Origin of the sequence: Ruania alba, from assembly GCF_900105765.1 — a bacterium.
In the GTDB taxonomy this organism is placed as follows: domain Bacteria; phylum Actinomycetota; class Actinomycetes; order Actinomycetales; family Beutenbergiaceae; genus Ruania; species Ruania alba.
In genome coordinates this window covers 1,939,955-1,960,468 of sequence record NZ_FNTX01000001.1, presented here as the reverse complement: position 1 = coordinate 1,960,468, position 20,514 = coordinate 1,939,955, and the positions used below count along the sequence as shown (strand labels likewise).

General features: G+C 66.7%; 18 protein-coding genes. 13 read left to right on the top strand and 5 right to left on the bottom strand.

What is annotated here, in order from left to right:
• The first annotated feature begins 7 nt into the window (after positions 1-7).
• The 6 genes from BLU77_RS09000 to BLU77_RS08975 all read left to right on the top strand — a co-directional run bounded on the left by BLU77_RS09000 (position 8) and on the right by BLU77_RS08975 (position 8,084).
• Positions 8-1,291: an ABC transporter substrate-binding protein gene (locus BLU77_RS09000; protein ID WP_089772624.1), complete on the top strand. Its 1,284-nt coding sequence runs from the start codon at positions 8-10 to the stop codon at positions 1,289-1,291.
• A 257-nt stretch (positions 1,292-1,548) separates the two neighbouring features.
• Complete coding sequence (locus BLU77_RS08995) at positions 1,549-2,718, top strand: ADP-ribosylglycohydrolase family protein (RefSeq protein WP_217632383.1); 1,170 nt, start codon at positions 1,549-1,551, stop codon at positions 2,716-2,718.
• The gene (locus BLU77_RS08990) at positions 2,715-4,109 is read left to right on the top strand and encodes an ADP-ribosylglycohydrolase family protein (RefSeq protein WP_089772622.1); all 1,395 of its coding nucleotides are present in this window, start codon (positions 2,715-2,717) and stop codon (positions 4,107-4,109) included. Before BLU77_RS08995 ends, BLU77_RS08990 begins: the two co-directional genes overlap by 4 nt.
• Entirely contained in the window at positions 4,106-6,079 is a 1,974-nt protein-coding gene (locus tag BLU77_RS08985; protein WP_089772621.1) for an SUMF1/EgtB/PvdO family nonheme iron enzyme, read from the top strand. The genes BLU77_RS08990 and BLU77_RS08985 overlap by 4 nt, the downstream gene beginning before the upstream one ends.
• Positions 6,076-7,263, top strand: a complete 1,188-nt coding sequence (locus BLU77_RS08980; RefSeq protein WP_089772620.1) for a CaiB/BaiF CoA transferase family protein — start codon at positions 6,076-6,078, stop codon at positions 7,261-7,263. The genes BLU77_RS08985 and BLU77_RS08980 overlap by 4 nt, the downstream gene beginning before the upstream one ends.
• Positions 7,257-8,084, top strand: coding sequence for an HpcH/HpaI aldolase/citrate lyase family protein (locus tag BLU77_RS08975; RefSeq protein ID WP_089772619.1), 828 nt, complete (start codon positions 7,257-7,259; stop codon positions 8,082-8,084). The genes BLU77_RS08980 and BLU77_RS08975 overlap by 7 nt, the downstream gene beginning before the upstream one ends.
• Before the next feature lie 17 nt (positions 8,085-8,101).
• Here BLU77_RS08975 and BLU77_RS08970 read toward each other — a convergent pair whose 3' ends face one another.
• The 4 genes from BLU77_RS08970 to BLU77_RS08955 form a co-directional block, all read right to left on the bottom strand.
• Positions 8,102-8,503 carry a hypothetical protein gene (locus BLU77_RS08970; RefSeq protein WP_089772618.1) on the bottom strand — a complete coding sequence of 134 codons (402 nt, stop codon included), beginning with the start codon at positions 8,501-8,503 and terminating at the stop codon, positions 8,102-8,104.
• Positions 8,500-9,096: a nucleotidyltransferase domain-containing protein gene (locus BLU77_RS08965; RefSeq protein WP_089772617.1), complete on the bottom strand. Its 597-nt coding sequence runs from the start codon at positions 9,094-9,096 to the stop codon at positions 8,500-8,502. Before BLU77_RS08965 ends, BLU77_RS08970 begins: the two co-directional genes overlap by 4 nt.
• A gap of 155 nt (positions 9,097-9,251) precedes the next feature.
• Entirely contained in the window at positions 9,252-10,451 is a 1,200-nt protein-coding gene (locus tag BLU77_RS08960; RefSeq protein WP_089772616.1) for an MFS transporter, read from the bottom strand.
• 22 nt (positions 10,452-10,473) lie between these two features.
• Positions 10,474-11,646 carry an ROK family transcriptional regulator gene (locus BLU77_RS08955; protein ID WP_089773095.1) on the bottom strand — a complete coding sequence of 391 codons (1,173 nt, stop codon included), beginning with the start codon at positions 11,644-11,646 and terminating at the stop codon, positions 10,474-10,476.
• A 275-nt stretch (positions 11,647-11,921) separates the two neighbouring features.
• Between BLU77_RS08955 and BLU77_RS08950 the strand changes: the two genes are divergently transcribed.
• From BLU77_RS08950 to BLU77_RS08920, 7 genes are read left to right on the top strand one after another with little or no spacing between them, the layout of a single operon-like run.
• The gene (locus tag BLU77_RS08950; protein WP_089772615.1) at positions 11,922-13,112 is read left to right on the top strand and encodes an ABC transporter substrate-binding protein; all 1,191 of its coding nucleotides are present in this window, start codon (positions 11,922-11,924) and stop codon (positions 13,110-13,112) included.
• 2 nt (positions 13,113-13,114) lie between these two features.
• Positions 13,115-14,047, top strand: a complete 933-nt coding sequence (locus tag BLU77_RS08945) for a carbohydrate ABC transporter permease (RefSeq protein ID WP_089772614.1) — start codon at positions 13,115-13,117, stop codon at positions 14,045-14,047.
• Positions 14,047-14,868, top strand: a complete 822-nt coding sequence (locus BLU77_RS08940; RefSeq protein WP_089772613.1) for a carbohydrate ABC transporter permease — start codon at positions 14,047-14,049, stop codon at positions 14,866-14,868. Before BLU77_RS08945 ends, BLU77_RS08940 begins: the two co-directional genes overlap by 1 nt.
• Positions 14,865-16,139, top strand: coding sequence for a Tm-1-like ATP-binding domain-containing protein (locus tag BLU77_RS08935; RefSeq protein ID WP_245708739.1), 1,275 nt, complete (start codon positions 14,865-14,867; stop codon positions 16,137-16,139). The genes BLU77_RS08940 and BLU77_RS08935 overlap by 4 nt, the downstream gene beginning before the upstream one ends.
• Positions 16,132-16,965, top strand: coding sequence for a phosphoenolpyruvate hydrolase family protein (locus BLU77_RS08930; RefSeq protein WP_089772611.1), 834 nt, complete (start codon positions 16,132-16,134; stop codon positions 16,963-16,965). Before BLU77_RS08935 ends, BLU77_RS08930 begins: the two co-directional genes overlap by 8 nt.
• Positions 16,966-16,996: 31 nt before the next feature.
• Positions 16,997-17,311, top strand: coding sequence for an EthD family reductase (locus tag BLU77_RS08925; RefSeq protein WP_089772610.1), 315 nt, complete (start codon positions 16,997-16,999; stop codon positions 17,309-17,311).
• Complete coding sequence (locus tag BLU77_RS08920; protein ID WP_089772609.1) at positions 17,308-18,471, top strand: Gfo/Idh/MocA family protein; 1,164 nt, start codon at positions 17,308-17,310, stop codon at positions 18,469-18,471. Before BLU77_RS08925 ends, BLU77_RS08920 begins: the two co-directional genes overlap by 4 nt.
• A gap of 454 nt (positions 18,472-18,925) precedes the next feature.
• Here the strand turns inward: BLU77_RS08920 and BLU77_RS21725 are convergent, their stop codons facing one another.
• Entirely contained in the window at positions 18,926-20,248 is a 1,323-nt protein-coding gene (locus BLU77_RS21725; RefSeq protein WP_139177688.1) for a hypothetical protein, read from the bottom strand.
• Positions 20,249-20,514 lie beyond the last annotated feature (266 nt).

Here is a 20,514-nt window from a genome sequence, read left to right as displayed (position 1 = left end):
GAATCTCATGAACAGCAAGAAGAGCATCGGCGCTCTCGCGCTGCTGACGGCAGGCGCGTTCGCCCTGACCGCCTGCCAGCAGGGCAGCGCCAGCGGTGGTGGCGGCGATTCCGAGGATGGTGTCGTCACGCTGCAGTTCCAGTCGCTCTCGGACCAGCCGGCCACCCAGGCCGCCATCCAGGAGGCCGTGGACTCGTGGAACTCCGACAACCCGGACGTGCAGGTGGAGATCATCCAGGCCGGCTGGGACGGCGCCTACGACAAGCTGATCACCCAGTTCACCGGCGGCACCGCCCCGGACATCGTGCACTTCGAGGCCGCTTCCATCGTGGCCTTCGCGCAGGACGGCTACCTCGCCGACCTCTCCGAGGGGCTGAGTGAGGAGACCATCGCGGACATCCCGGAGGGCATCTGGGACTCGGTGACCGTGAACGACGAGATCATCGCCTACCCCTCCACGATGCAGTCCTACGTGGCGTTCGCGAACGCGGACCTGCTGGAAGAGGCCGGCGTGGAGGTGCCCACCGGGGACTCGATGAGCTGGGACCAGCTCGCCGAGATCGCTGAGGCGACCACCACCGATGATGTCTACGGCCTCGGCTGGGGACTCGGTTCCCCGGCCGCGACTGTGATGACGCTCGCCCCGGGCTTCGGCGGCGACTTCTTCTCCGGCTCCGGTGATGACGTGCAGATCGAGGTCGGCGACGCCGAGCTCGAGGTGCCCGAGCGCATCCACGAGATGGCCTACGAGGACGAGTCGCTGGACCCGGTGAGCCTGACCCAGTCCGGTTCGGACGTGATGGCCTCGTTCTACGGCGGCACCGTGGCGATGACCCTGCAGGGTTCCTACCAGGCCGCGAACATGGCCACCGACGCCCCGGAGGACTTCAACTGGGTGGCGCTGCCGCCGCTGGAGGGCTCCGAGGGCGCGCTGCAGGCCGCCAACCCGCAGACCTACTCGGTGAACATCGACTCCGAGCACGTGGAGGAAGCGACCGCGTTCCTGGACTTCTTCGCCTCGGGGGAGACCCTCGCCGCGATCGCCCAGGCGGATGCGCTGATCCCGGCCTCGGAGTCGGCGCGTGAGGTCGTGGCCACCGAGACCGGCGGCGAGGACGGCTGGGAGCAGATCCTGGCCACCGCCGACGGCATGGTCGGCGCCCCGTTCCTGCAGGCGAACGGGTACGCCGAGTGGAAGGAAACGGTGCTGAACCCGGCGCTGCAGCAGTACCTGGGTGACCAGATCAGCTCCGAGGAGCTGGCGACTCAGCTCACCGACGGCTGGGGCTGACCCACCCGGTAGGTGCCGCCGCCTGAGCGCATGGCGACGGTGAGCGGCACCTACCCCGGGCCCGCCTGGGCACGAGGTGCCACCGGTTGTCGCTCTGGCTGCGGCGAGGCGACACCGAGCGGCACCTACCTCCGGCCGGCCCGGTGCGAGGTGCCACTCATCGTCGCCACGACCGGGACGAGGCGACACCGACTGACACCCACCGGGCGAGCCCGGGCACTGATCGATCGATGAACCACAGCGAATGGAGATCCAACGTGAGTTGGCTGGAAGACCGGGTGGCGGGCGTACTCGCCGGCGCCGCCGTCGGGGACGCGCTCGGGGGAGCCACGGAAGGGTGGACTCCGGAGCAGATCGAGGAACGGCACGGCGGGAGAGTGACCGGTATTGTCGGCCCATTCCTGCCCGACTGGCGCACCGCACGGCCGATCGCGCCCTATCACAAGGGCGACGGGCACGTCACCGATGACACCTTGATGACGCACGCGCTGATCGAGGTCTACGCCACGCACCACACCCACCTGGACGCCTATCACATGGCCTCCGACCTGGTGCCGCTGATGCTCGGCGAGCGCCGGTGGGTGCCCGAGTTGGAGGACGAAGCCCTCATCCTGCAGCGCGTGTTCCTCGCCGAGAAGCACCTGGTGGCCAAGCTGCACTACGGCCACGTCGACCCGCGCGAGGCCGGGGTAGGCAACATCGTCAACTGCGGCGCCACCATGTACATGGCCCCGGTCGGACTCGTGAACGCCGGCGACGCCGCAGGTGCTTACGCCGAGGCGATCGACCTGGCCGGGGCGCACCAGGTCTCCTATGGCCGTGAGGCTGCCGGCGTGTTCGCCGCCGCTGTCGCGGCCGCTCTGGTTCCTGGCACGACGGCGGAGCGCGCCGTGGACGAGGCTCGTCGCCTTGCCCATGACGGCACCCGGGCCGCGATCGACGCGGTGCTCGAGGCCGTCGCCGCCTTCCAGGCCGCCGGGGGACTGGCCGCACACGACGAACGCGAGCTGAACCGGGTGCTGCGCGCCGCGGTGGCCCCGTACGACACCGTGGGCGAGACCTACCGGCAGCCGGCGATGGACGCCCGCCTGCCCTCCCGCACGAAGTCGATCGAGGAGCTGCCGGTCGCGCTCGGGCTTGTGGTTGCCCACGACGGCGACGCGCGTGGTGCGATCTTGGATGCGGTGAACTACGGCCGCGACGCCGACTCGATCGCCACCATGGCCGGCGCCATCTGCGGTGCTCTCGCCGGCCGGGATGCCATTCCGGGGGACTGGGTGCAGGACGTCACGACGGCGAGCAAACTGGACCTGGACGCCGTGATCGCCTCGATGGACGCCAGCGTGCGCGCCATCGCCGCCGACGACGCCCGCCGGGCCCGGCAGCGCACCGAGGCCCTGAACGCCATGCTGGAGGAATCTGCGTGAGACTCACCTGGGCCCAGCCCGAGGACCTTGTCGCCCACGAGTTGGTGGCGCTGGCCGAACAGGGCGCCGACTCTGCGGCGCTCGATTCGGTGGCCCGCCGGTGGGAGGCCGCCGGGGGATCGGTGCAGCCCGAGCGCTCCGGAGCGAGCGCCCAGGCTGCCGACCCGCAGCTGCGGCTGATCGCCCGCCAGGTGCTCGCCCAGCTGGCCGAGCTCGACACCACCGACCCGGCCGAGCCGGATGACTGGGCCGACATCGCGGCGCAGATCCCCGCCACCCCCGCCGCACCGGGCGAGCCGGTGGCGGCGGACCTGGACCGGGTCGCCGGCGCCTGGTGGGGACGCTCGGTCGGCTGCCTGCTTGGCAAGCCGGTGGAGAAGATCCCGCGGCAGGGCATCGAGGAGATCGCCCGCGCCACCGGGAACTGGCCGCTGCAGGGGTACTTCACGGCGGAGGGTCTGCCGGAGGATGTGGCCGCCCGGTGGCCGTGGAACCGCCGTTCGGCGCCCACCTCGCTGGTCGAGAACATCAACGGCATGCCTGAGGACGACGACCTCAACTTCCCGCTGCTGGCGCTGGACCTGCTGGAGACCCACGGCTCGCACCTGACCACCACCGATGTGGCGCAGTCCTGGCTGGCGAACCTGCCCGGCGGGCGCGTCTTCACCGCCGAGCGGGCCGCCTACCGCAACCTCCTCGACGCCCGCGCGATCACCGAGACCGGTGCCTGCGAGACGGCCACCCACCTGAACCCGTTCCGCGAGTGGATCGGCGCCCTCATCCGCGCCGACGTGTACGGCTGGGCCCACCCCGGCGACGTGTACGCCGCCGCCCGGCTCGCCTGGGTGGACGCCCGCCTGAGCCACACCCGCAACGGCATCTACGGCGCCATGTGGGCCGCCGCCCTGTGCTCGGCCTCCCTGGTAGCGAGCTCGGTGGACGAGGTGCTCGACGCCGCCGAGTCGGTGCTGCCCCCGGCCTCCCGACTGCTCGAGGCCGTTCGCTCCGGCCGTGCGGCAGGGGAGGGCCTGCGCGAGGGCCGCATCGACGACGAGGAAGCACTCGACGCGCTGTATGAGCAGTACGGCCACCTGCACTGGGTGCACACGCTGAACAACGCTGCCCTGATCGCGATGGCCGTGGCTGCGTCGAACGGCGACCACACCCGCGGCATCACCCTCGCCGTGGCCGCCGGGTGGGACACCGACTCCGCCGGCGCCACCGTCGGCTCCGTCCTCGGTGCCCTCACCGGCAAGTCCGGTCTCGACCCCAGGTGGACCGACCCGCTGCACGGCCGGCTGCACACGTCCCTGCCTGGCCCGCAGACTCACGAGCTGGATGAGCTCGCTGCCCGCACCCACACAGTGTCTGATCGGATGATGACCTCATGAGCGGCGGCTTCGACCCCCTCGTCCCACGCCCCCTCGACCTGCCCACCGAGGTGCCGCGGACCGGCGACCTCACGAGCGGCGAGACCGCCGAGGCGCTGGACGAGGCAAAGATCCTCGCCGCCCCCGGCACCCAGGCTGACCCGCCCGACCAGGCCACCCTGGACGTCTGGCGCAAGCAGCTCCACGCATGGCGCGACGGCGCCCTCGCCCGCTACGGCACGCCCACCCGCTACGACGCCCCGGAAGCCCAGTGGGCGAACCGCTGCTTCACGGTGGCGCAGACCTGGCTGTGGGACGAGCTGTTCTTCGACTTCGACGCCCAGGTCTTCACCCCGGAAGGCTTCCTCGCCGACGCCCAGGAACGCTTCGGCGGGCTCGACGGCGTCGTGCTCTGGCACGCCTACCCGATCATCGGCATCGACGAGCGCAACCAGTGGGACTTCTACGACGTCCCCGGCCTGGCCGAGGCCGCCGCCACCCTGCACGAGCACGGGGTCGCGGTGTTCGTCGACTACAACCCGTGGGACACTGGCACCCGCCGCACCGGAAACACCGACGCCGAGGATCTCGCCACCGTCGTCCGCCACCTGAACGCCGACGGCGTCTTCCTCGACACCCTGAAGAAGGCCGACCCGGAGTTCGTCGCCGCGATGGAGGCGGCGCGCCCCGGCATCGGCCTGGAGGGGGAGTCGAAGCTGGTGACCGAGCGGGTCGCCGATCACGCCCTCTCCTGGGCGCAGTGGTTCGCCGATTCCGAGATCCCCGGGGTGCTGCGGGCGCGGTGGTTCGAGCGCCGGCACATGCAGCACCACATCCGCCGCTGGAACCGCGACCATGCCGCCGAGCTGCGCTCGGCCTGGCTGAACGGCGTCGGCGTGATGGTCTGGGAGGTCGTGTTCGGCGTCTGGGTCGGCTGGAACGAGCGCGACGCCGCCACGCTGCGCCGGATGCTGCCCGTGCAGCGCGCCATGCACCGCTGGCTCACCGACGGCGAGTGGACTCCGCTGGCGGTGTGCGAGCCACCCGTGTTCGCCTCGACCTTCGAGCTCGACGGCGTCACCCTCTACACGCTGGTCAACACCTGCGACGAGGACGTCACCTACCAGGCCGGTCCCGGCACGTGGGTCACTTTCGACGGCCCGCTCCAGCACGGGGAGGCCGAGGTAGTGGTGCCCGCCCAGGGCGTGGCAGTGTTGGTGCAGATCGCCGACGGCGCAGACCTCCCTAACGAGGTCGCCGACCTTCGCCTCGAGTCGCCCGTGCGCGACGCCTCGTTCCCGCACCGCCGCTCTGTCCGGCTCACGGCACCTGCCTGGACCGGCCCGACGGCGGAGCGCGCCACCGCGGACGCGTTGCGTGCCGAGGTGGTCGAGGTTCCCGCCGGTGAGCATGTGCTCACCGTCCGGCACCGCCAGCGCGAGACCGGCATGTACGACGGCGCCCCGTACGTGGAGGAGTGGAAGCCCCTCCCGCCACGCCTGCACGACCAGCGCACCCTCGAGCGCGTAGCGCAGATTGCCGACGGCGTCCGCGTGGCCGCGCGGGAGGTCTCGGCGGCCGAGTACGCCCAGTTCCTCGCGACCATCGGTGAGGCACCGGACTCCGACGTCGATGCGGTTGCTGATCGCCCGGCGACCGGGGTGACTTTCGCCCGCGCCCGGCAGTTCGCCGCCTGGGTGGGTGGCCGGTTGCCCACCGAGGACGAGTGGCAGCTCGCCGCCACCCAGCGCGGGTTCGAGCGCCGCACGCCCGTGGTGTGGAACTGGACCGAGTCGGAGCACTCGGATGGGCGGAGCCGGTTCGTGATGCTCAAGGGCGGCGCAGATCACCTCAGTGAGGGCTCGGACTGGTACGTCGACGGGGGAGTGCAGGCCCCGGAGTTCGCGCTGAAGTTCCTGCTGCCCGGTCTGGGCGTGGATGCCTCGCCCTCGATCGGCTTCAGGATCTGCTGGGACGGTGAGAACCGATGACTACTCCGCTCGATGACCTGCTGGTGGTGGATGCCTCCACCTTGTTCGCCGGCCCGATGGCGGCGATGCACCTGGGCGACATGGGCGCCCGGGTCATCAAGGTGGAGCACCCGCAGCGCCCGGACCCTTCGCGCGGGCACGGCCCGGCCAAGGACGGGGAAAACCTGTGGTGGAAGACCCTGGGGCGGAACAAGGAGACCGTCACGCTCGACCTGCACACCGCTGGCGGGGTGGAGGCGTTCCTGCGCCTGGCCGAGCGGGCGGACGTGGTGATCGAGAACTTCCGCCCCGGCACCCTGGAGAAGTGGGGGCTGGGGTATGAGCAGCTGTCGGCGAAGAACCCCGGGCTCGTGCTTGCGCGCGTCACGGGTTTCGGGCAGAAGGGCCCGTATCGGTCGCGCCCGGGCTTCGGCACCCTCGCGGAGGCGATGAGTGGGTTCGCGGCGATGACAGGTGAGCCCGACGGGCCGCCGACGCTGCCGCCATTCGGACTTGCGGACGGAATCGCCTCGCTGACCACGGCCTATGCGGTGATGACCGCACTGCACCATCGATCCCGTGTCGGTACGGGGCAGGAGATGGACATCGCGATCATCGAGCCGATTCTGGCGATGCTGGGTCCGCAGATCACGCGGTGGGACCAACTGGGCACGGTGCAGCCGCGGACCGGGAACCGGTCGGCGAACAACGCGCCACGGAATGCGTACCTGACGGCGGATGCGAAATGGGTGGCGGTCAGCACGAGCGCGCAGTCGATCGCCGAGCGGGTGATGGAGCTGGTCGGCCGGCCCGAGCTGACGCGGGAAACTTGGTTTGCCACCGGTGCCGGGCGTGCCCAGCACGCCGATGAGCTGGACGAGGCAGTGGGCGCGTGGATCGCCGAGCGCTCCCGCGATCAGGTGGTGGCCGAGTTCGAACGAGTGCACGCCGCGGTGGCGCCGATCTACGACGCCGGTGACATTATGGCCGACCCGCACTTCCAGGAACTCGGCACCATCCACGGGATCGAGGACCCGGTCCTCGGGGAGATGAAGATGCAGGGCCCGTTGTTCCGGATGTCGGGCGCTGACTCGCGGATCGCCTGGACCGGCCGCGCGCCGGGGGCGGACACCGACGCGCTGCTGGGGGAGCTGGGCTTCTCCGAGCAAGAGGTCGCCACCATGCGGGAGGACGGCGCATGCTGACCTCGCTCTACGTCCCCGGCGATCGGCCCGACCGCGTGGCCAAGGCCCTCAAATCCGGCGCCGACTGCGTGATCGTCGACCTCGAGGACGCGGTCGCGCCCTCGCACAAGCAGCTCGCGCGGGAGTCTCTGGCCGAGGCACTCGGTGGTGAACTGCCCGTGCCGGTCCAGGTGCGGGTAAACGCCCGTGGCTCGGCCTGGCACAAGGACGACCTCGCCGCGGTGGGGGAGTTGAAGGCAGACATCGGCGTTCGCCTGCCGAAGGTCAACGGCCCCGACGACGTCGCTGCCGTGCAGGATGCCCTGCCTGGTCGCGACGTGCATGCCCTGATCGAGACGGCCATCGGCGTCGAGCGGGCCTTCGACATCGCCAGAGCCGACGTGGCATCAGTGACCCTCGGCGAAGCCGACCTGCGCGCCGAACTCGGCCTCGCGGCCGGCGAGGCGGGGGAGCCGGGGCTGGCCTGGGTCCGCTCCCGGCTCGTCGTCGCTGCCGCGGCCGCGCGCCTACCGGCCCCACAGATGAGCGTGTGGGCCGACGTGAAGGACATGGACGGACTTGCCCGCAGTTGCGCGGCGGGCAAGGCGCTGGGATTCGCGGGGCGATCGGCGATTCACCCGGCACAGCTTCCGGTGATCCGGGACGCCTTCCGGCCTACCGAGGCCGAACTCGCCCGCGCCCAGGAGATCATCGACCGCGTCGGCTCCGCCGAAACCGATGGCGCTGGGACCGTCGTGCTGGACGATGGGACATTCTTGGACGCCGCGATGGTGCGCGGCGCTCGGCGGACCGTGCGCGTAGGTCGGGGTCAGGTCGCATGAAGCTCAACCCCGCCCCCTCATCGTCCTAGCCGCACAACAGAGATCGCCAGGTCGACGAGGGACTGCGCTCGGCGTACCAGGGGCTCGGCTTTCGATGCGTCGATCAAGGCAATTCCGTACTCGACATCTGCTTTGCCAGCGATCAGTTCGCGGAGCGCCCGCTCGGCTGTGGCTGCCTCGGGCCGATGCGCGAGGGCGCGGCCGAGTTCCTTCGCAGCCAGCGTGTGGTCGCGCCGCTTGCCGGTCGATCCCGTGAGCGCCGTCACGATGGCATCCTTCGCGCTGATCCCTGCGTGGATCGCGTCTCCGGCGGCGGGGGTGTGACGCTCCAGGTCGCGGTTGTCTTGGGCCGACGCCAGGTACTGCTCGGCCTTCTTGAGATAGGCGCGTGCATGATTGCGCTGCTCGGCTGTCGTCATCGTGTCTCCGCCAGGCGCGAGATCCTCGGCTTGTTCCCGATGAGCGCGACCCCGTCCCGCAGAATGTCGGTGACGACCGGCTCGGCCTGTGCGGCGCGTTCCTGGAACTCGTCTTGGGTGAACACGACCACGTCGCACTCGTTCCCGAGCCGGGTGCGGACGGCGTCCTGGAGATCGACGCGGCGGTCCCAGTGTGACGCGGAGATCACTGCCAAATCGATGTCACTGTCGATTCGCCCCTCGCCTCGGGCGAGAGAGCCGAAAAGCAACGCGGTCTGCGTTCCGGGATTAAGCATCTGCTCAAGTGTGGAGACTAGAGCCGCAATCGGGTCCACGAGTGCGCGTAGCGGAGCGACTGCTACGTGGTCCTCGTTGATTGTGTGAAGGCCAGCCCGACCGGCGGTATGAGTCTCGACGATGCCTAGCTCGGTGAGCGCCTTGAGCGCCTCCTGCACGGACCAGAGACCGACATCGTCACTGACCAAGGCATGGATCTGGCGCCCGGTGAGAGGCTCGGAGGTTCGAAGAAGAACCTCGAGCACCGCTCCTCGGGCACCGATGATGACCCCGCCGAACGGGGAACCGAAGTGCATGCCGCTATTCTAACGCGTCGTGATCGGCATGCCAATCATGTGATCGGCTCACCAATCATGACGGTGCCTGGAGTGGCAGCAATAGTCTGGAGTGGCAGCAATAGTAAGGAGCCGAACGTTCCTCATGCCCCAGGCCCCCATGCTCCATGCCGCAGTCAGCGTCTGCGAGCCGACAGTGCGACCGCAGCCAGACATCCCATCGCCAGCAGCACCAGCGCGCCGAGCATCAGCGGATAGCTGAACCACTGAGCCAGCGCGGCCAACGCGGCGGGCAGTAGGAAGCCCGAGTAGCTCAGCGTGTAGAAGATGCCGATGATGAGGCCCCGGTGCGAGGCGGGTGCGATGCGATCGACCTCCTGCAGGCCGGAGACGAGATTCAGGCCGTAACTCGAGCCCAGCATCACCGCCGCAGCGATTCCGAGCGCCGGGCTGCTGGCCATCCCCGCCGTAGCAGCAACCGCAGTACCGCCGGCAACCATCCCCAGTGCAATCAGGGTGGCGTACCCGCGCACCGGATCGTCGACCCGCCGAGCGAGCGGTTGCACGGCACCGCCGGCCGCGAAAGTGAGGGCGACGAGCAGCGTGGAGTAGGCCAAGGAGTACGGTTCGACCGCCTCGGCTACCACGACCGGCACGACGGCGAACGAAATGCCGTTGGCGCCGAAGATCCAGGGAGCGGAGGGCGCGACGACCCGCATGAAGCGGGATCGGTCGATGGCGACCGGCGCGCGCCCCGCCTGCCGGGCCGGGCGTACTGACTGCGAGGGATGGGGCGCGGCACGCAGCACAACCAGGCCGAGCACGGTGACGGCGACGTGCAGCAGGTAGGGCAGAACCTGCGGGGAAGGTCCCCACTGCACGCACGCTGCGGTGACCGCGGGCCCGACACCGAAGCCGATGGTGAGCGCGAGAGTCGTGCGCCTGGCGCCGGCTCGGGTGCCTGTTGCTGGGGCGAACGGGTCCCGGGAGATCTCCGCGATCCAACTCGTGGCCGAAGCCATCCCTGCCCCCACGGACAGTCCGGTCACGAAGCGCCCTACCAGGAGGAACCACGGGTCAATCGCCCCCAGCGCCATCAAGACCGAGCCTGTCACGGCAGTCGCGGCCGCAGCGACCAACACCCTTCGCGGTCCGAAGCGATCCGTCGCCCGCCCGCTGAGCAGCAGCGCCGGCGTGAGACCCAGGACATAGACACTGAGGATCGCGTTGACGGCGACGAGGGAGAGACTTGATGCCTCGCGGTAGTACAGGAGGAGGGGAGTGAACTGGTTCCCTCCCCACGCAATCACGGTCAGGGCAGTCGCGACGGGAGCCCACGGACGCTGCCAGAGGCGCCAGCGGCGGTTGCCTGTCATGGCCAACTGGAGAGGCGTCGTTTCACTGGGTGAGGGTCTCCGCCTGATGGATCCAACCGTCGATCGCCGCTGGCTTCATGATCTGCTCGATCACGGCCGTAGCGGCACCCTGAACTCCGGCGTCGTTACCCAGGGTGGCGCGCGTGATGACGAGGGATTCACTGGCGGCGGGCAGAGCGCCGGAATAGATCGCCTCACGAACGCCCGTCAGCAGGTACTCGCCGGCATCGTCCAGATAACCCCACACCGCCAGCACCTCGGGGTTGAGCAGATTCACCACTCCGGCAAGTACTTCGCCGACGTGCCGCCCGGCCTGCCGGATGGCATGAATCGCAGCAACGTCACCGGCAGCCGCCCGCTGCGCAACGTCGCGGGTCGAGAGGCTGGAGGAGCCGTCTTGGCCCCGCAACTGGGCCACCAACGCTGCACCGCTCGCGGTGGCGTTCAGGCAACCGATATTGCCGCAATCGCACTGATGCGTGCTGCCTTGGACCGGTGTGTGAGCGATCTCGCCTGAGAGGCCTGCTCCGCCGCGGAAGACCTCGTCGTTGAGCACGATGCCGCATCCGATCGTGGTGCCGACCTTGACGCACACGAAGACCTGCGTGCTTGGCCAGGACGAGCGGTGCTCAGACAGGGCCAACAGGTTGACGTCCTGGTCAACGTAGACGGGAACGTGCAGGGCGCTCTTGATGTGGCCAGCGACGTCGAAATCGCTCCATGGCCGCACCTGGTGCTCCCCCCGCGAACGGATGGAACTGAGTTCGGTGCGTCCCGGTACGCCCAGCCCGACGCCGCGGAGCTGCTCGCGCGTTGAACCTACGGCGCGCAGATCGTCGTCCAGCTCTTCGATGACGGTGTCGAAGACCCGTTGCGGTCCGAGGCTGAGGTCGACGTCAACGGTGCGGCTCGTGAGGACGCGCGCTGTGAGGTCGGTCAGCGCAATGCGTGCACCGGACATCCCCAGCTGAACGGCAAGGACGTACCCAGCTTGTGCGTTGAAGGCGTATCGCACGGGTGGACGGCCACGGCCGAGCGTCACTTCGCCGTCAGGCACGAGTAGCCCGTTGCGTACGAGCAGATCGATCCGTTCGCTGACGGTCGACCGGGCGAGGGACATCACCTCGGCGAGCTGCGTCGTCGTGGTCGCCTTCCCAGACCGAATGAGGCGGAGTACCTCACCAGCACGTGCCACGCGTACAGGCACATTGCCAGCTGCGCCGGTGAACCCGCTGACCTGCAGTGATACCTGCCCCACCGGCACCTCTCCTTAGAACCTGTCGCGCTGGAGACGACTGTACCCAACCTCGATGATCAGCGTAACAATACCTATTGACGGCGATGATCGACAGCATTATGTTGGCTATCAACGTAAATCGGAGATGTTCACCCAAAGGAGAGTGACCTGATGACGCGACGTCGCAGAGTGATCAGCACGGGCGTAGTAGCCGGGGTGCTGCTCCTCGCAGCGTGCGGGGGAACGGGGACGGCGGTAGCAGCGACGCCGACGGCGAGACCCTGACGGTGTGGAGCTACTTCACCTCACCCGGTCAGATCGCTGCGCTGGAGGAGCAGAACGCGTTGTTCGAGGCGGCGCATCCAGACGTCACGCTCGAAAGTGTGACGTTGCCTGGCGACCAGGTGGTGCAGCGGCTGTTGTCGACGGCGACGACGCAGGAAGGCCCTGACGTGGTCTTCGACAACGTTGTGGTCGATTTCCCCACGTTGGCGGGTTCCGGAGTGCTCTACGACATGAGCTCTTACTGGTCCGAGTACGAGCACGCGGACCAGTTCCCGGACAACGCCACCTGGGAGTACGAAGGTGGCATCTACAACGTGATGTCCTACACCAACCTGCTCGGGCTCTACTACAACGCGGACGCACTCGCAGAGATCGGCATCGAGCCGCCCACCACGATCGAGGAATTCGACGCTGCTCTGCATACCGTCCTGGAGGATGGCCGCTACACGCCGCTCGCCCTCTCCGGTGCGCCAGACGTCGGCTCCGCGTGGGTCACTTTCCCGCAGCTTCTCGGGGAAGGAGTCAACTACTGCAACATCTCCGAGGAGGCCACGGAGTCCGCCTTCTCCCGACTGCAGTCGTGGGCGGAGAGCGGCATCATTCCCCAGGATGCGGCCACCTGGGACCAGACTGACGCCTGGCAGCCGTTCATGACCGGCAACTATGCCTTCGCGATCAACGGCAACTGGCAGCTCGGAAACGTGCCCGATGCGAGTTTCGAGGTCGGTACGACCCGATACCCCGCCGGTTCAGAAGGCAGCCACGTGTTCCCCGGTGGAGAGGGCATCGCCATCGGCGAGTACGCCTCGAATCCCGACTTGGCCTGGGAGTACATCAAGACCGCGTTCATGTCCGATGAAGGCTCGGAGATCAACTACGAGAACTCCGGTCAGATCCCGATGCGTGCGGACGTCGCCGAGAACCTCGACCTGTCTGAGAACGAACTCGTGATCCCGTTCGTGGAGGCTGCCGCCGAGACTGGTGTGTGGCCGGCCAACGAGCAGACCGGGGAGATGCAGTTGCAGTTCGGCCAGGCGACCAGCGCAGTGATCTCGGGTCAGGCGCCGGCGAGCGAAGCCGCTGCGATGGCCGTCACTGGCATCGAGGAGGCCCGTGAGGCGGGCGGCGGCGGTTGCTGACGATGGTACGAACTGCTACCGCCGAGGCGCCTGCGCGCCAGCGGCCTGACCGCCTCGGCACGCGCAAGGCACTGGCGCCCGCCTCACCGGCGCTGTACCTGCTGCCGGCGGTCCTGGTCGCTGCGGCACTCTCGGTCTATCCACTGGTCGAGATGGTGCGGATGGCCCTGAGCTCGGTGGGCCCCACCGACCTGATCAGCCAGTGGGAGTTCCTGGGTCTGGAGAATTTCCGCAACGTCCTGGGTGATCCGCTGTTCTGGGAGTCCGTGCGCGCGACGGCGTTGCTCACCGTTGGTCTGATCTTCTCCAACCTGGTCGTGGGCTACTTGGGTGCGATGGTGCTGGCACGCCGGGGCAGGCTCGCCTCCGGTGTGCTGGCACTGATGGTGTTCGTGTGGGCACTGCCACCGCTGGTCTCGGGCTCGGTGTGGAAATTCATGCTCTCCGGTGACGGCGTCGCGAACGCGGCGTTGGGGCTGGTCGGGCTCGGACCGGTCAACTGGCTGAGCTCGCCGCAAGTGGCGCTCGGATCGGTCACGATGGTCACCGCCTGGGCGGCGCTGCCGTTCGCCATCCTGGTGATCCGCGGTGGTCTGCTGGGCATCTCACCGGAGGTGCTCGAGGCGGCAGCCATCGACGGCGCCGGACCGGTCCGGACCACGGTGAGCGTGATTGTGCCGCTGTTGCGGCCCACGTTCGGGGTGCTGTTGATCCTGACGATCCTGCACTCCTTCCGGAGCTTCGATTTCGTGTTCGTGATGACGAGCGGCGGCCCGGGCACCGTGACGAACACGTTGCCGTTCTTTGCTTACACGACGGCGTTCACCACCTATGACTTCGGCGTCGGGAGCGCAATCGCGGCGTTGGCCATGCTGATCATCGCGGTGCTGGCGATTCCCTACATCCTCAGTGTGCGCAGGGAGGAGCAGCAGTGATGCGATCCATGCGAAGCGTCCTGCCCGTGGGATTCACGCTGGTCCTGGGTGTCTTGTACATCGTCCCGCTGCTGTGGATCATCCTGACGACGTTCAAGAGCAACAGCCAGGTGCTGCAGGCGCCCAACAGCGTCATCTTCACGCCCACCTTGGATGCGCTCCAGGGCATCCTGTCGGCGGCGGCTGATTCGATCGTCATCTCGCTGATCGTCTCCAGCATTGTGACCGTGGTCGTGCTGGCGCTTGCTGTCCCGGCTGCGTATGCGCTGGCTCGGAGAGTCTCGGCAACCTGGGTCACGGTCGGGGCGATCGCGCTCGGTGCGTTCCTGGTCTTGCAGATGGTGCCGCAGCCGATGGCGGTGATCCCCATCTACGGCATCCTCGCCAACTGGGGCCTGGTCAATGAGATCGCCGGCCTCGTGCTCGCCGATACGGCGCTGTTCCTGCCGTTCGCGATCCTGCTGCTGCGCCCTTTCGTACTCGCCATCCCCACGGAGCTGTACGAGGCGGCGCAGATCGACGGCGCCAGTCAGTTCCGCTCGTTCCGGTCCATCGTCATCCCGCTCCTTCCGAACGGGATCGCGACTGTCGCGTCGTTGCTGTTCATCATCACGTGGGGGGAGTTCATCTACGCGACCACGTTGCTCGACCCGAGTTCCATGCCAGTCAGCGGTCTGCTTGCTCAACAGGTGTCGATGTACGGCATCAACTGGAACCAGATGATGGGCCTGGCCCTGTTGACGTCCCTGCCGTTGCTGGTGGTCTTTCTCATCGCCAAGCGATACCTGGTCGAAGGTCTATCCGTAGGAGCGGTCAAATGAGTCCCGAGAATGAGCCAGTCGAGACGGGGGAGTCCGCCACGATGCGCATCGCATTGATCGGCGCCCTCGACACCAAAGGCGAGGAGTACGCATTCCTCAAGGACGAGATCGAGGAGCTCGGTCACATCGCCGTGCTGATCGACGTCGGAGTACTCGGTGATCCGACGCTCGCTGCGGACGTCTCTCGCGAGGCGGTCGCGGAGAGTCAAGGCGCCTCGATCGAGCACCTGCAACAGGCGGGCGAGCGGGGCGCTGGAATGCGCGTCATGGCCGGCGGCGCAGCCGAAGTGGTGGCTGACCTGGTGGGCAAGGGGGCGGTCGGGGGAGTGTTGGCCGTCGGTGGATCCAATGCCGCGTACATCATGGCCCGGGTGAGCGAAGCGCTCCCCGTGGGACTGCCCAAGGTGTTGGTCTCCACGATGGCCTCTGGCGATACGCGCCCGTACGTCGGCTCGACTGACCTGACGATGATGAATTCCATCGTCGACATCAACGGGCTGAATCGCATCACCCGACCCGTTCTGCGCAATGCGGTCGGTGCGGTGGTGGGCATGGCGTCGGAGTGGTTCGGTGGGGCGAGCGATGCCCGATCGGCTGATGAAGCGCCGGTCGTGGCGATCTCGATGTTCGGAGTCACCACAGCGTGTGCTTCGCAGCTGGCACAGCACCTGCAGGCTCACGCAGATCCCTTGAGCTTCCATGCCAACGGTGCTGGTGGGCGTGCGCTCGAGGCGCTCGTGCGCCGGGGGCAGGTCCAAGCAGTTGCCGACATGACCACCACCGAGTTGGCTGACGAACTCTTCGGTGGCGTGTGCTCCGCGGGTCCGGATCGTCTGACGGCGGCCGGTGCGGCAGGTGTGCCGCAGGTGGTGAGCCTGGGCGCGCTGGACATGGTCAACTTCGGGGCCCGCGCGAGCGTGCCCGCGCACCTGGAAGGGCGGCTGTTCTACGAACACAACCCTGACGTGACACTGATGCGCACCAACGAGGAGGAGTGCGCACAGCTGGGTGCGTTGCTGGCACGGCGACTGAACGACGCCGAGGGACCCTGCGCCGTCGTGATTCCTACCCGGGGGGTCTCGATGATCTCGGTGGCGGGCGCTCCGTTCCATCACCCCGCGGCCGACGCCGCCCTGATCGAGAGTCTGCGCGCGGACCTCAACCCGGACGTTCACGTCACCACGCATGATACCGACATCAACGACCCGATCGTTGCCGACACCATCTCCACCCTCGTCGTGGACCACCTGAAGAAGGGACACCATGTCTGAAACCCGTACCGAGATCCTCTCGCGCCTCCACGACAAGATTCGCGCCGGACAGCCAGTCATCGGCGGCGGTGCTGGCACCGGGCTCTCGGCCAAGTGTGCCGAGGCTGCAGGGCTCGACCTGATCGTCATCTACAACTCCGGCCGCTACCGGATGGCCGGGCGGAGCTCCATGGCGGGACTCATGCCCTATGGCGACGCCAATGCGATCGTGATGGATATGGCCAAGGAAGTCCTGCCTGTCGTGAACCGAATGCCGGTCTTTGCGGGCGTGTGCGGGACGGACCCGTTCCGGATCATTCCCCGGTTCCTGGACGACGTCGTCAATGCGGGCTTCAGTGGTGTTCAGAACTATCCGACGGTGTGCCTCTTCGACGGGATCATCCGCGCGAACCTGGAAGAGACAGGCCTGGGTTTCGACAAGGAAGTCGACCTCATCCGCGCGGCACGTGAGCGCGACCTGTTGACCATGGCGTACGTCTCCGACGAGGAGGAAGCAACGGCCATGACCGAGGCCGGGGCTGACATCCTGGTGCCGCACATGGGCCTGACCACCTCCGGCATGATCGGTGCGCAGACGGCGATGACCCTCGATGATGCCACCGACCAGGTGGCCGAACTCCAGCGGGTGATCTCCAGCATTCGCTCGGAAGCGATCGTGCTGTGCCACGGCGGCCCCATCGCTGGTCCGGAGGAAGCGCGGCATGTCATCTCTCGAACGCGCGGTGTGCACGGATTCCTCGGTGCCTCAAGCATGGAGCGCCTGCCGACGGAGGTCGCGATGGTCGACCACATGCGGTCCTACTCCGACATCACCCTCCCGTCCTAAGCCCGCCGATCGTCAAAGAGGAGAGCCATCCATGTACCGCGTCAGTGTTCTGTACGGGCATCCTGAGAATCCCGAGGAGTTCGACTCCTACTACGAGAAGGTTCACATCCCGCTCGCGCAGCGAATGCCTGGGCTGGTGCGCTGGACCTTGACCAAGCCAGACCGCCAGGACGGTGAGATGGCAGGCGTCTACCTCATCGCCGATCTGTACGCCGAGACGAAGGAAAAGCTCGACGAGGTACTGGCCTCACCTGAGGGGCAGGCCGCCGCGGCGGACGTGGCGAACTTCGCCACCGGCGGTGCCACGTTCGTCTTCGGTGAGGAAAGGGAGATCGACCTGTCATGAGCGCTGCCATCAATATTGCTGTGGTCGGCCTCGGTTTCGGAGAGGCCTTCGTGCCGATCTATCAGGCCCATCCCTCGGTCGGGCGGATCGCCCTGGTGGACGTGTCCACGGAGCGGCTTGCCCGCGTGGGGGAGATGTACGGCGTCGAGAGTCGCTACACCAGCTACGAGGACATGCTGGCCGACTCGACCTGGGACGCCGTCCACATCCTGGCGCCGGTGTCGTTTCACGCCAACTACACGCTGGCCGCGCTGCGTGCCGGCAAACACGTCGCGTGTGCGGTGCCGATGGCGACCGACCTGGCCGATATCGACGAGATCATCGAGGCTCAGGCCGCGAGTGGCAAGCAGTACATGATGATGGAGACCTCGACGTTCGCGCGGGAGTTTCGCGCCGTGCAGAACCTGCTGCAGGACGGCAGCCTCGGGGACCTGACCTTGTACAAGGGCGTGCACATCCAGAACCTCGACGGATACCCGCCCTACTGGCTGGGCTTCCCGCCGATGCAGTACATCACCCATGCACTCTCGCCGGCGCTGCGGCTCACGGGCACCAGTGTTAAGGATGTCGTGGCGTACGGGAGTGGCCGACTGGATGAGGACCAGACGGGGACGTCACAGAACCCGTACCCGACGGAGGTCGGACTGTTCCGGCTCGATGGCCACGACCTTGTTCCGGAGGTGACCATGTCGTTCTTCAAGGTCGCACGCCCGTACATCGAGGGCTTCAGCGTCTATGGCAGCAAGGCGTCGGTGGAGTGGCCGCCCGTGGAGAAGACGACACCCCTGGTGTACGAACTCCAGGACCTGGACCCCAACCAAGCGGATACCGGGCTCCGAGGGCGACGCTCCACCACTGTGGAGCTAGCCGTCGATGATGGCACCGAGTTGCTCCCCGAGCCGTTGCGCCGCTTTGTGGACACCTATGAGGTCCTGCCCGCGAACGGGGACGCTCCGGTGTGGAAGTCAGCCGAACACGGCGGCTCCCACCCGCATCTCGTCCACGAGTTCATCTCCGCTGTCGTGGAGGGGTGTGTGCCGACCGTCGGGCCGGTGACAGCGGCCGAGTGGACTGCCCCTGGGATCTGCGCCCATGAATCTGCCATGAACGACGGCGAGCGGGTGGTGGTTCCTCAGTACCGGGGCAGGTCCGGCCGCTGATACCCGTGGCACCATGAGCGTCTGGGCCGACGTGAAGGACGTGGAAGGCCTGGCGCGCAGCTGTGCAGCAGGCAAAGCGCTCGGATCTTTGGGGCGGTCAGCCATCCACCCGGCTCAGTTGCCGGTGATCTGGGATTCCTTTCGGCCAACAGAGGCTGAAAGCGCGCGCGCCCAAGAGATCATCGACCGCGTCGGCTCTGCCGAAGCCGACGGCGCAGGAACTGTTGTGCTTGATGACGGGACGTTCCTGGACGTAGCGATGCCGCGTCTTGGCATCAGATCACGACGAAGGTCGAGCGCCATAGATCGCGGAGAGTGTCCAACGGTTTCATTGCCGTAGAGTCCCTTTGGGCACGAGAATTAGGAGAGCATCGGGGATGGCATCGAGGGGATCTGGCCGATATGTAGAGTTTCGATATACTGCCGAAGCGTCCGGTGTAACAGGCGGGGCAGATCACGGCTCGTTTTCTGACCAGTCTTCGTCCATTGAAGAGAGGTAAGCAAGTAGTCCGAGAAGATCGAATCCAAGAGATCTGAGTCGATCTGCCAACTCGTCCATTGATACCTGGTACTCCACCGAAAGTCGCCCGCCGAAGTGCCTAGTTGAGTCGCGTAGCTTTGCGATCTCGGTCGACGCTCCTTCGTCGACCCGAGTGCTTCGATACCCGAAGACCACCGATACGATCACCATCGCAAGGATTAGCCCTGCGGAGGCCCAGGCGAGTATGTTGGCGGCCGCTGCTATCGAGCCGTTCGGGGTGATGGCTGCAATCTCGCTCCCGTACATGGATGCGATCGAATACCGCACAAACGTAAGAAAGTTTGGATCTCCGGTGACTTGAAACTGTTGGGTGTCGATCGACCACACGGCAAGGTTGATTAGGGTGAACAAGTAGACGCCAAGAAATGCTGCTCCGACCATCGCGATAGCGCTGAAAGCGATGGAAGCGGCGCTTTTTCTGTATCGATCCAGCTTCGTTGCCCAGTAGTGCGCTACTCGATAGGAAATGAACCCGAATCCGGCAGCTTGAACGATCCTCTGACTCTCGCTAACGGTGAAAACCTCGCCGCGGTTCTCGCGAGCCTCGCTAGGGAACTGCACCACGCGCCAAACGACGCCGCTATCCAGCACTCTCTGTATGAGCGAACGCTGGGTTTGAACAAAGCTGCCGGGCGAGAACGCATAGCAAACCACTCGGTAAAGTGTGATCATCCAAACAGTAAAGACTGCAATGATCGCTGACCATCCAACCCATGGAGGCGCAGGCAACGTCACTGCGAGAGTTGAAAATGCGCATACCGTGAACAGGGTGAAGTTTGCCCTGAATGTGCGACCGAGCGCCGTGATGGCGTGTACTGCACCAATGGCTAGCGACATGCTGCGCCGTTTATAGATCGCGGAAGGTATGATCCAAAATATAACTATCAATGGGAAAAGTGTCACGTAGAGCGGGATCCAGAAATGTTTCCTGCGAAACATCATTAGGGCTAAGCTAGTCACCCCAAGTGCGATAAAGAACCGATAATCCAGGATCCATGCGTAGCCTGGGGCGGTTCGCTCAGCGATCCATGTATCAATATCTCCCACAAAAATGCGCGCTAGTGAATATAGCCATACCAGGACCGACACAATTTTCAGGAGTCGAAACTGTCGACGCCGGCGCCGCTTTTTTGCCGCGGCATCCTGCTCCTGGGTCGCTTCGTCGGATCCGGAGGAATGCGGGACTGCCGCAGGGCGGTAGTTGAGACGCTCCCACAGGTCATCATTTTCAGGCATCTATGCTCCGGAACAGTGGCAGGATCGGCTGGACTTGGGTTTAGTATGGCAGATGGCTGGGCGGTTCTTTGGGTGATCATCTCAATGCCCTTTGAGTAGCGAGGATCGCAAGCGACGTGCATGGCCTGCTTCGGATACGGGTGCTGCACGGCGCCGTTCGACGCCTCGCCCGCGCCAAGAAGTAAGGAAGTGGCGAGTCGGCGTGCGTCGCGTTCAGTCGCGAGACCCATTGAGTCGGGGCCATCTCGGGTCGGATCGTGGCCAGC

Coding starts and splice junctions, on each gene's coding strand:
- BLU77_RS08965 (WP_089772617.1), bottom strand. CDS start 9,096: ATGCACTTCGGTTCCCCGTTCGGCGGGGTCATCATCGGTGCCCGAGGA.
- BLU77_RS08980 (WP_089772620.1), top strand. CDS start 6,076: ATGACTACTCCGCTCGATGACCTGCTGGTGGTGGATGCCTCCACCTTG.
- BLU77_RS08935 (WP_245708739.1), top strand. CDS start 14,865: ATGAGTCCCGAGAATGAGCCAGTCGAGACGGGGGAGTCCGCCACGATG.
- BLU77_RS09000 (WP_089772624.1), top strand. CDS start 8: ATGAACAGCAAGAAGAGCATCGGCGCTCTCGCGCTGCTGACGGCAGGC.
- BLU77_RS08975 (WP_089772619.1), top strand. CDS start 7,257: ATGCTGACCTCGCTCTACGTCCCCGGCGATCGGCCCGACCGCGTGGCC.
- BLU77_RS08940 (WP_089772613.1), top strand. CDS start 14,047: ATGCGATCCATGCGAAGCGTCCTGCCCGTGGGATTCACGCTGGTCCTG.
- BLU77_RS08920 (WP_089772609.1), top strand. CDS start 17,308: ATGAGCGCTGCCATCAATATTGCTGTGGTCGGCCTCGGTTTCGGAGAG.
- BLU77_RS21725 (WP_139177688.1), bottom strand. CDS start 20,248: ATGCCTGAAAATGATGACCTGTGGGAGCGTCTCAACTACCGCCCTGCG.
- BLU77_RS08970 (WP_089772618.1), bottom strand. CDS start 8,503: ATGACGACAGCCGAGCAGCGCAATCATGCACGCGCCTATCTCAAGAAG.
- BLU77_RS08945 (WP_089772614.1), top strand. CDS start 13,115: ATGGTACGAACTGCTACCGCCGAGGCGCCTGCGCGCCAGCGGCCTGAC.
- BLU77_RS08930 (WP_089772611.1), top strand. CDS start 16,132: ATGTCTGAAACCCGTACCGAGATCCTCTCGCGCCTCCACGACAAGATT.
- BLU77_RS08925 (WP_089772610.1), top strand. CDS start 16,997: ATGTACCGCGTCAGTGTTCTGTACGGGCATCCTGAGAATCCCGAGGAG.
- BLU77_RS08985 (WP_089772621.1), top strand. CDS start 4,106: ATGAGCGGCGGCTTCGACCCCCTCGTCCCACGCCCCCTCGACCTGCCC.
- BLU77_RS08960 (WP_089772616.1), bottom strand. CDS start 10,451: ATGACAGGCAACCGCCGCTGGCGCCTCTGGCAGCGTCCGTGGGCTCCC.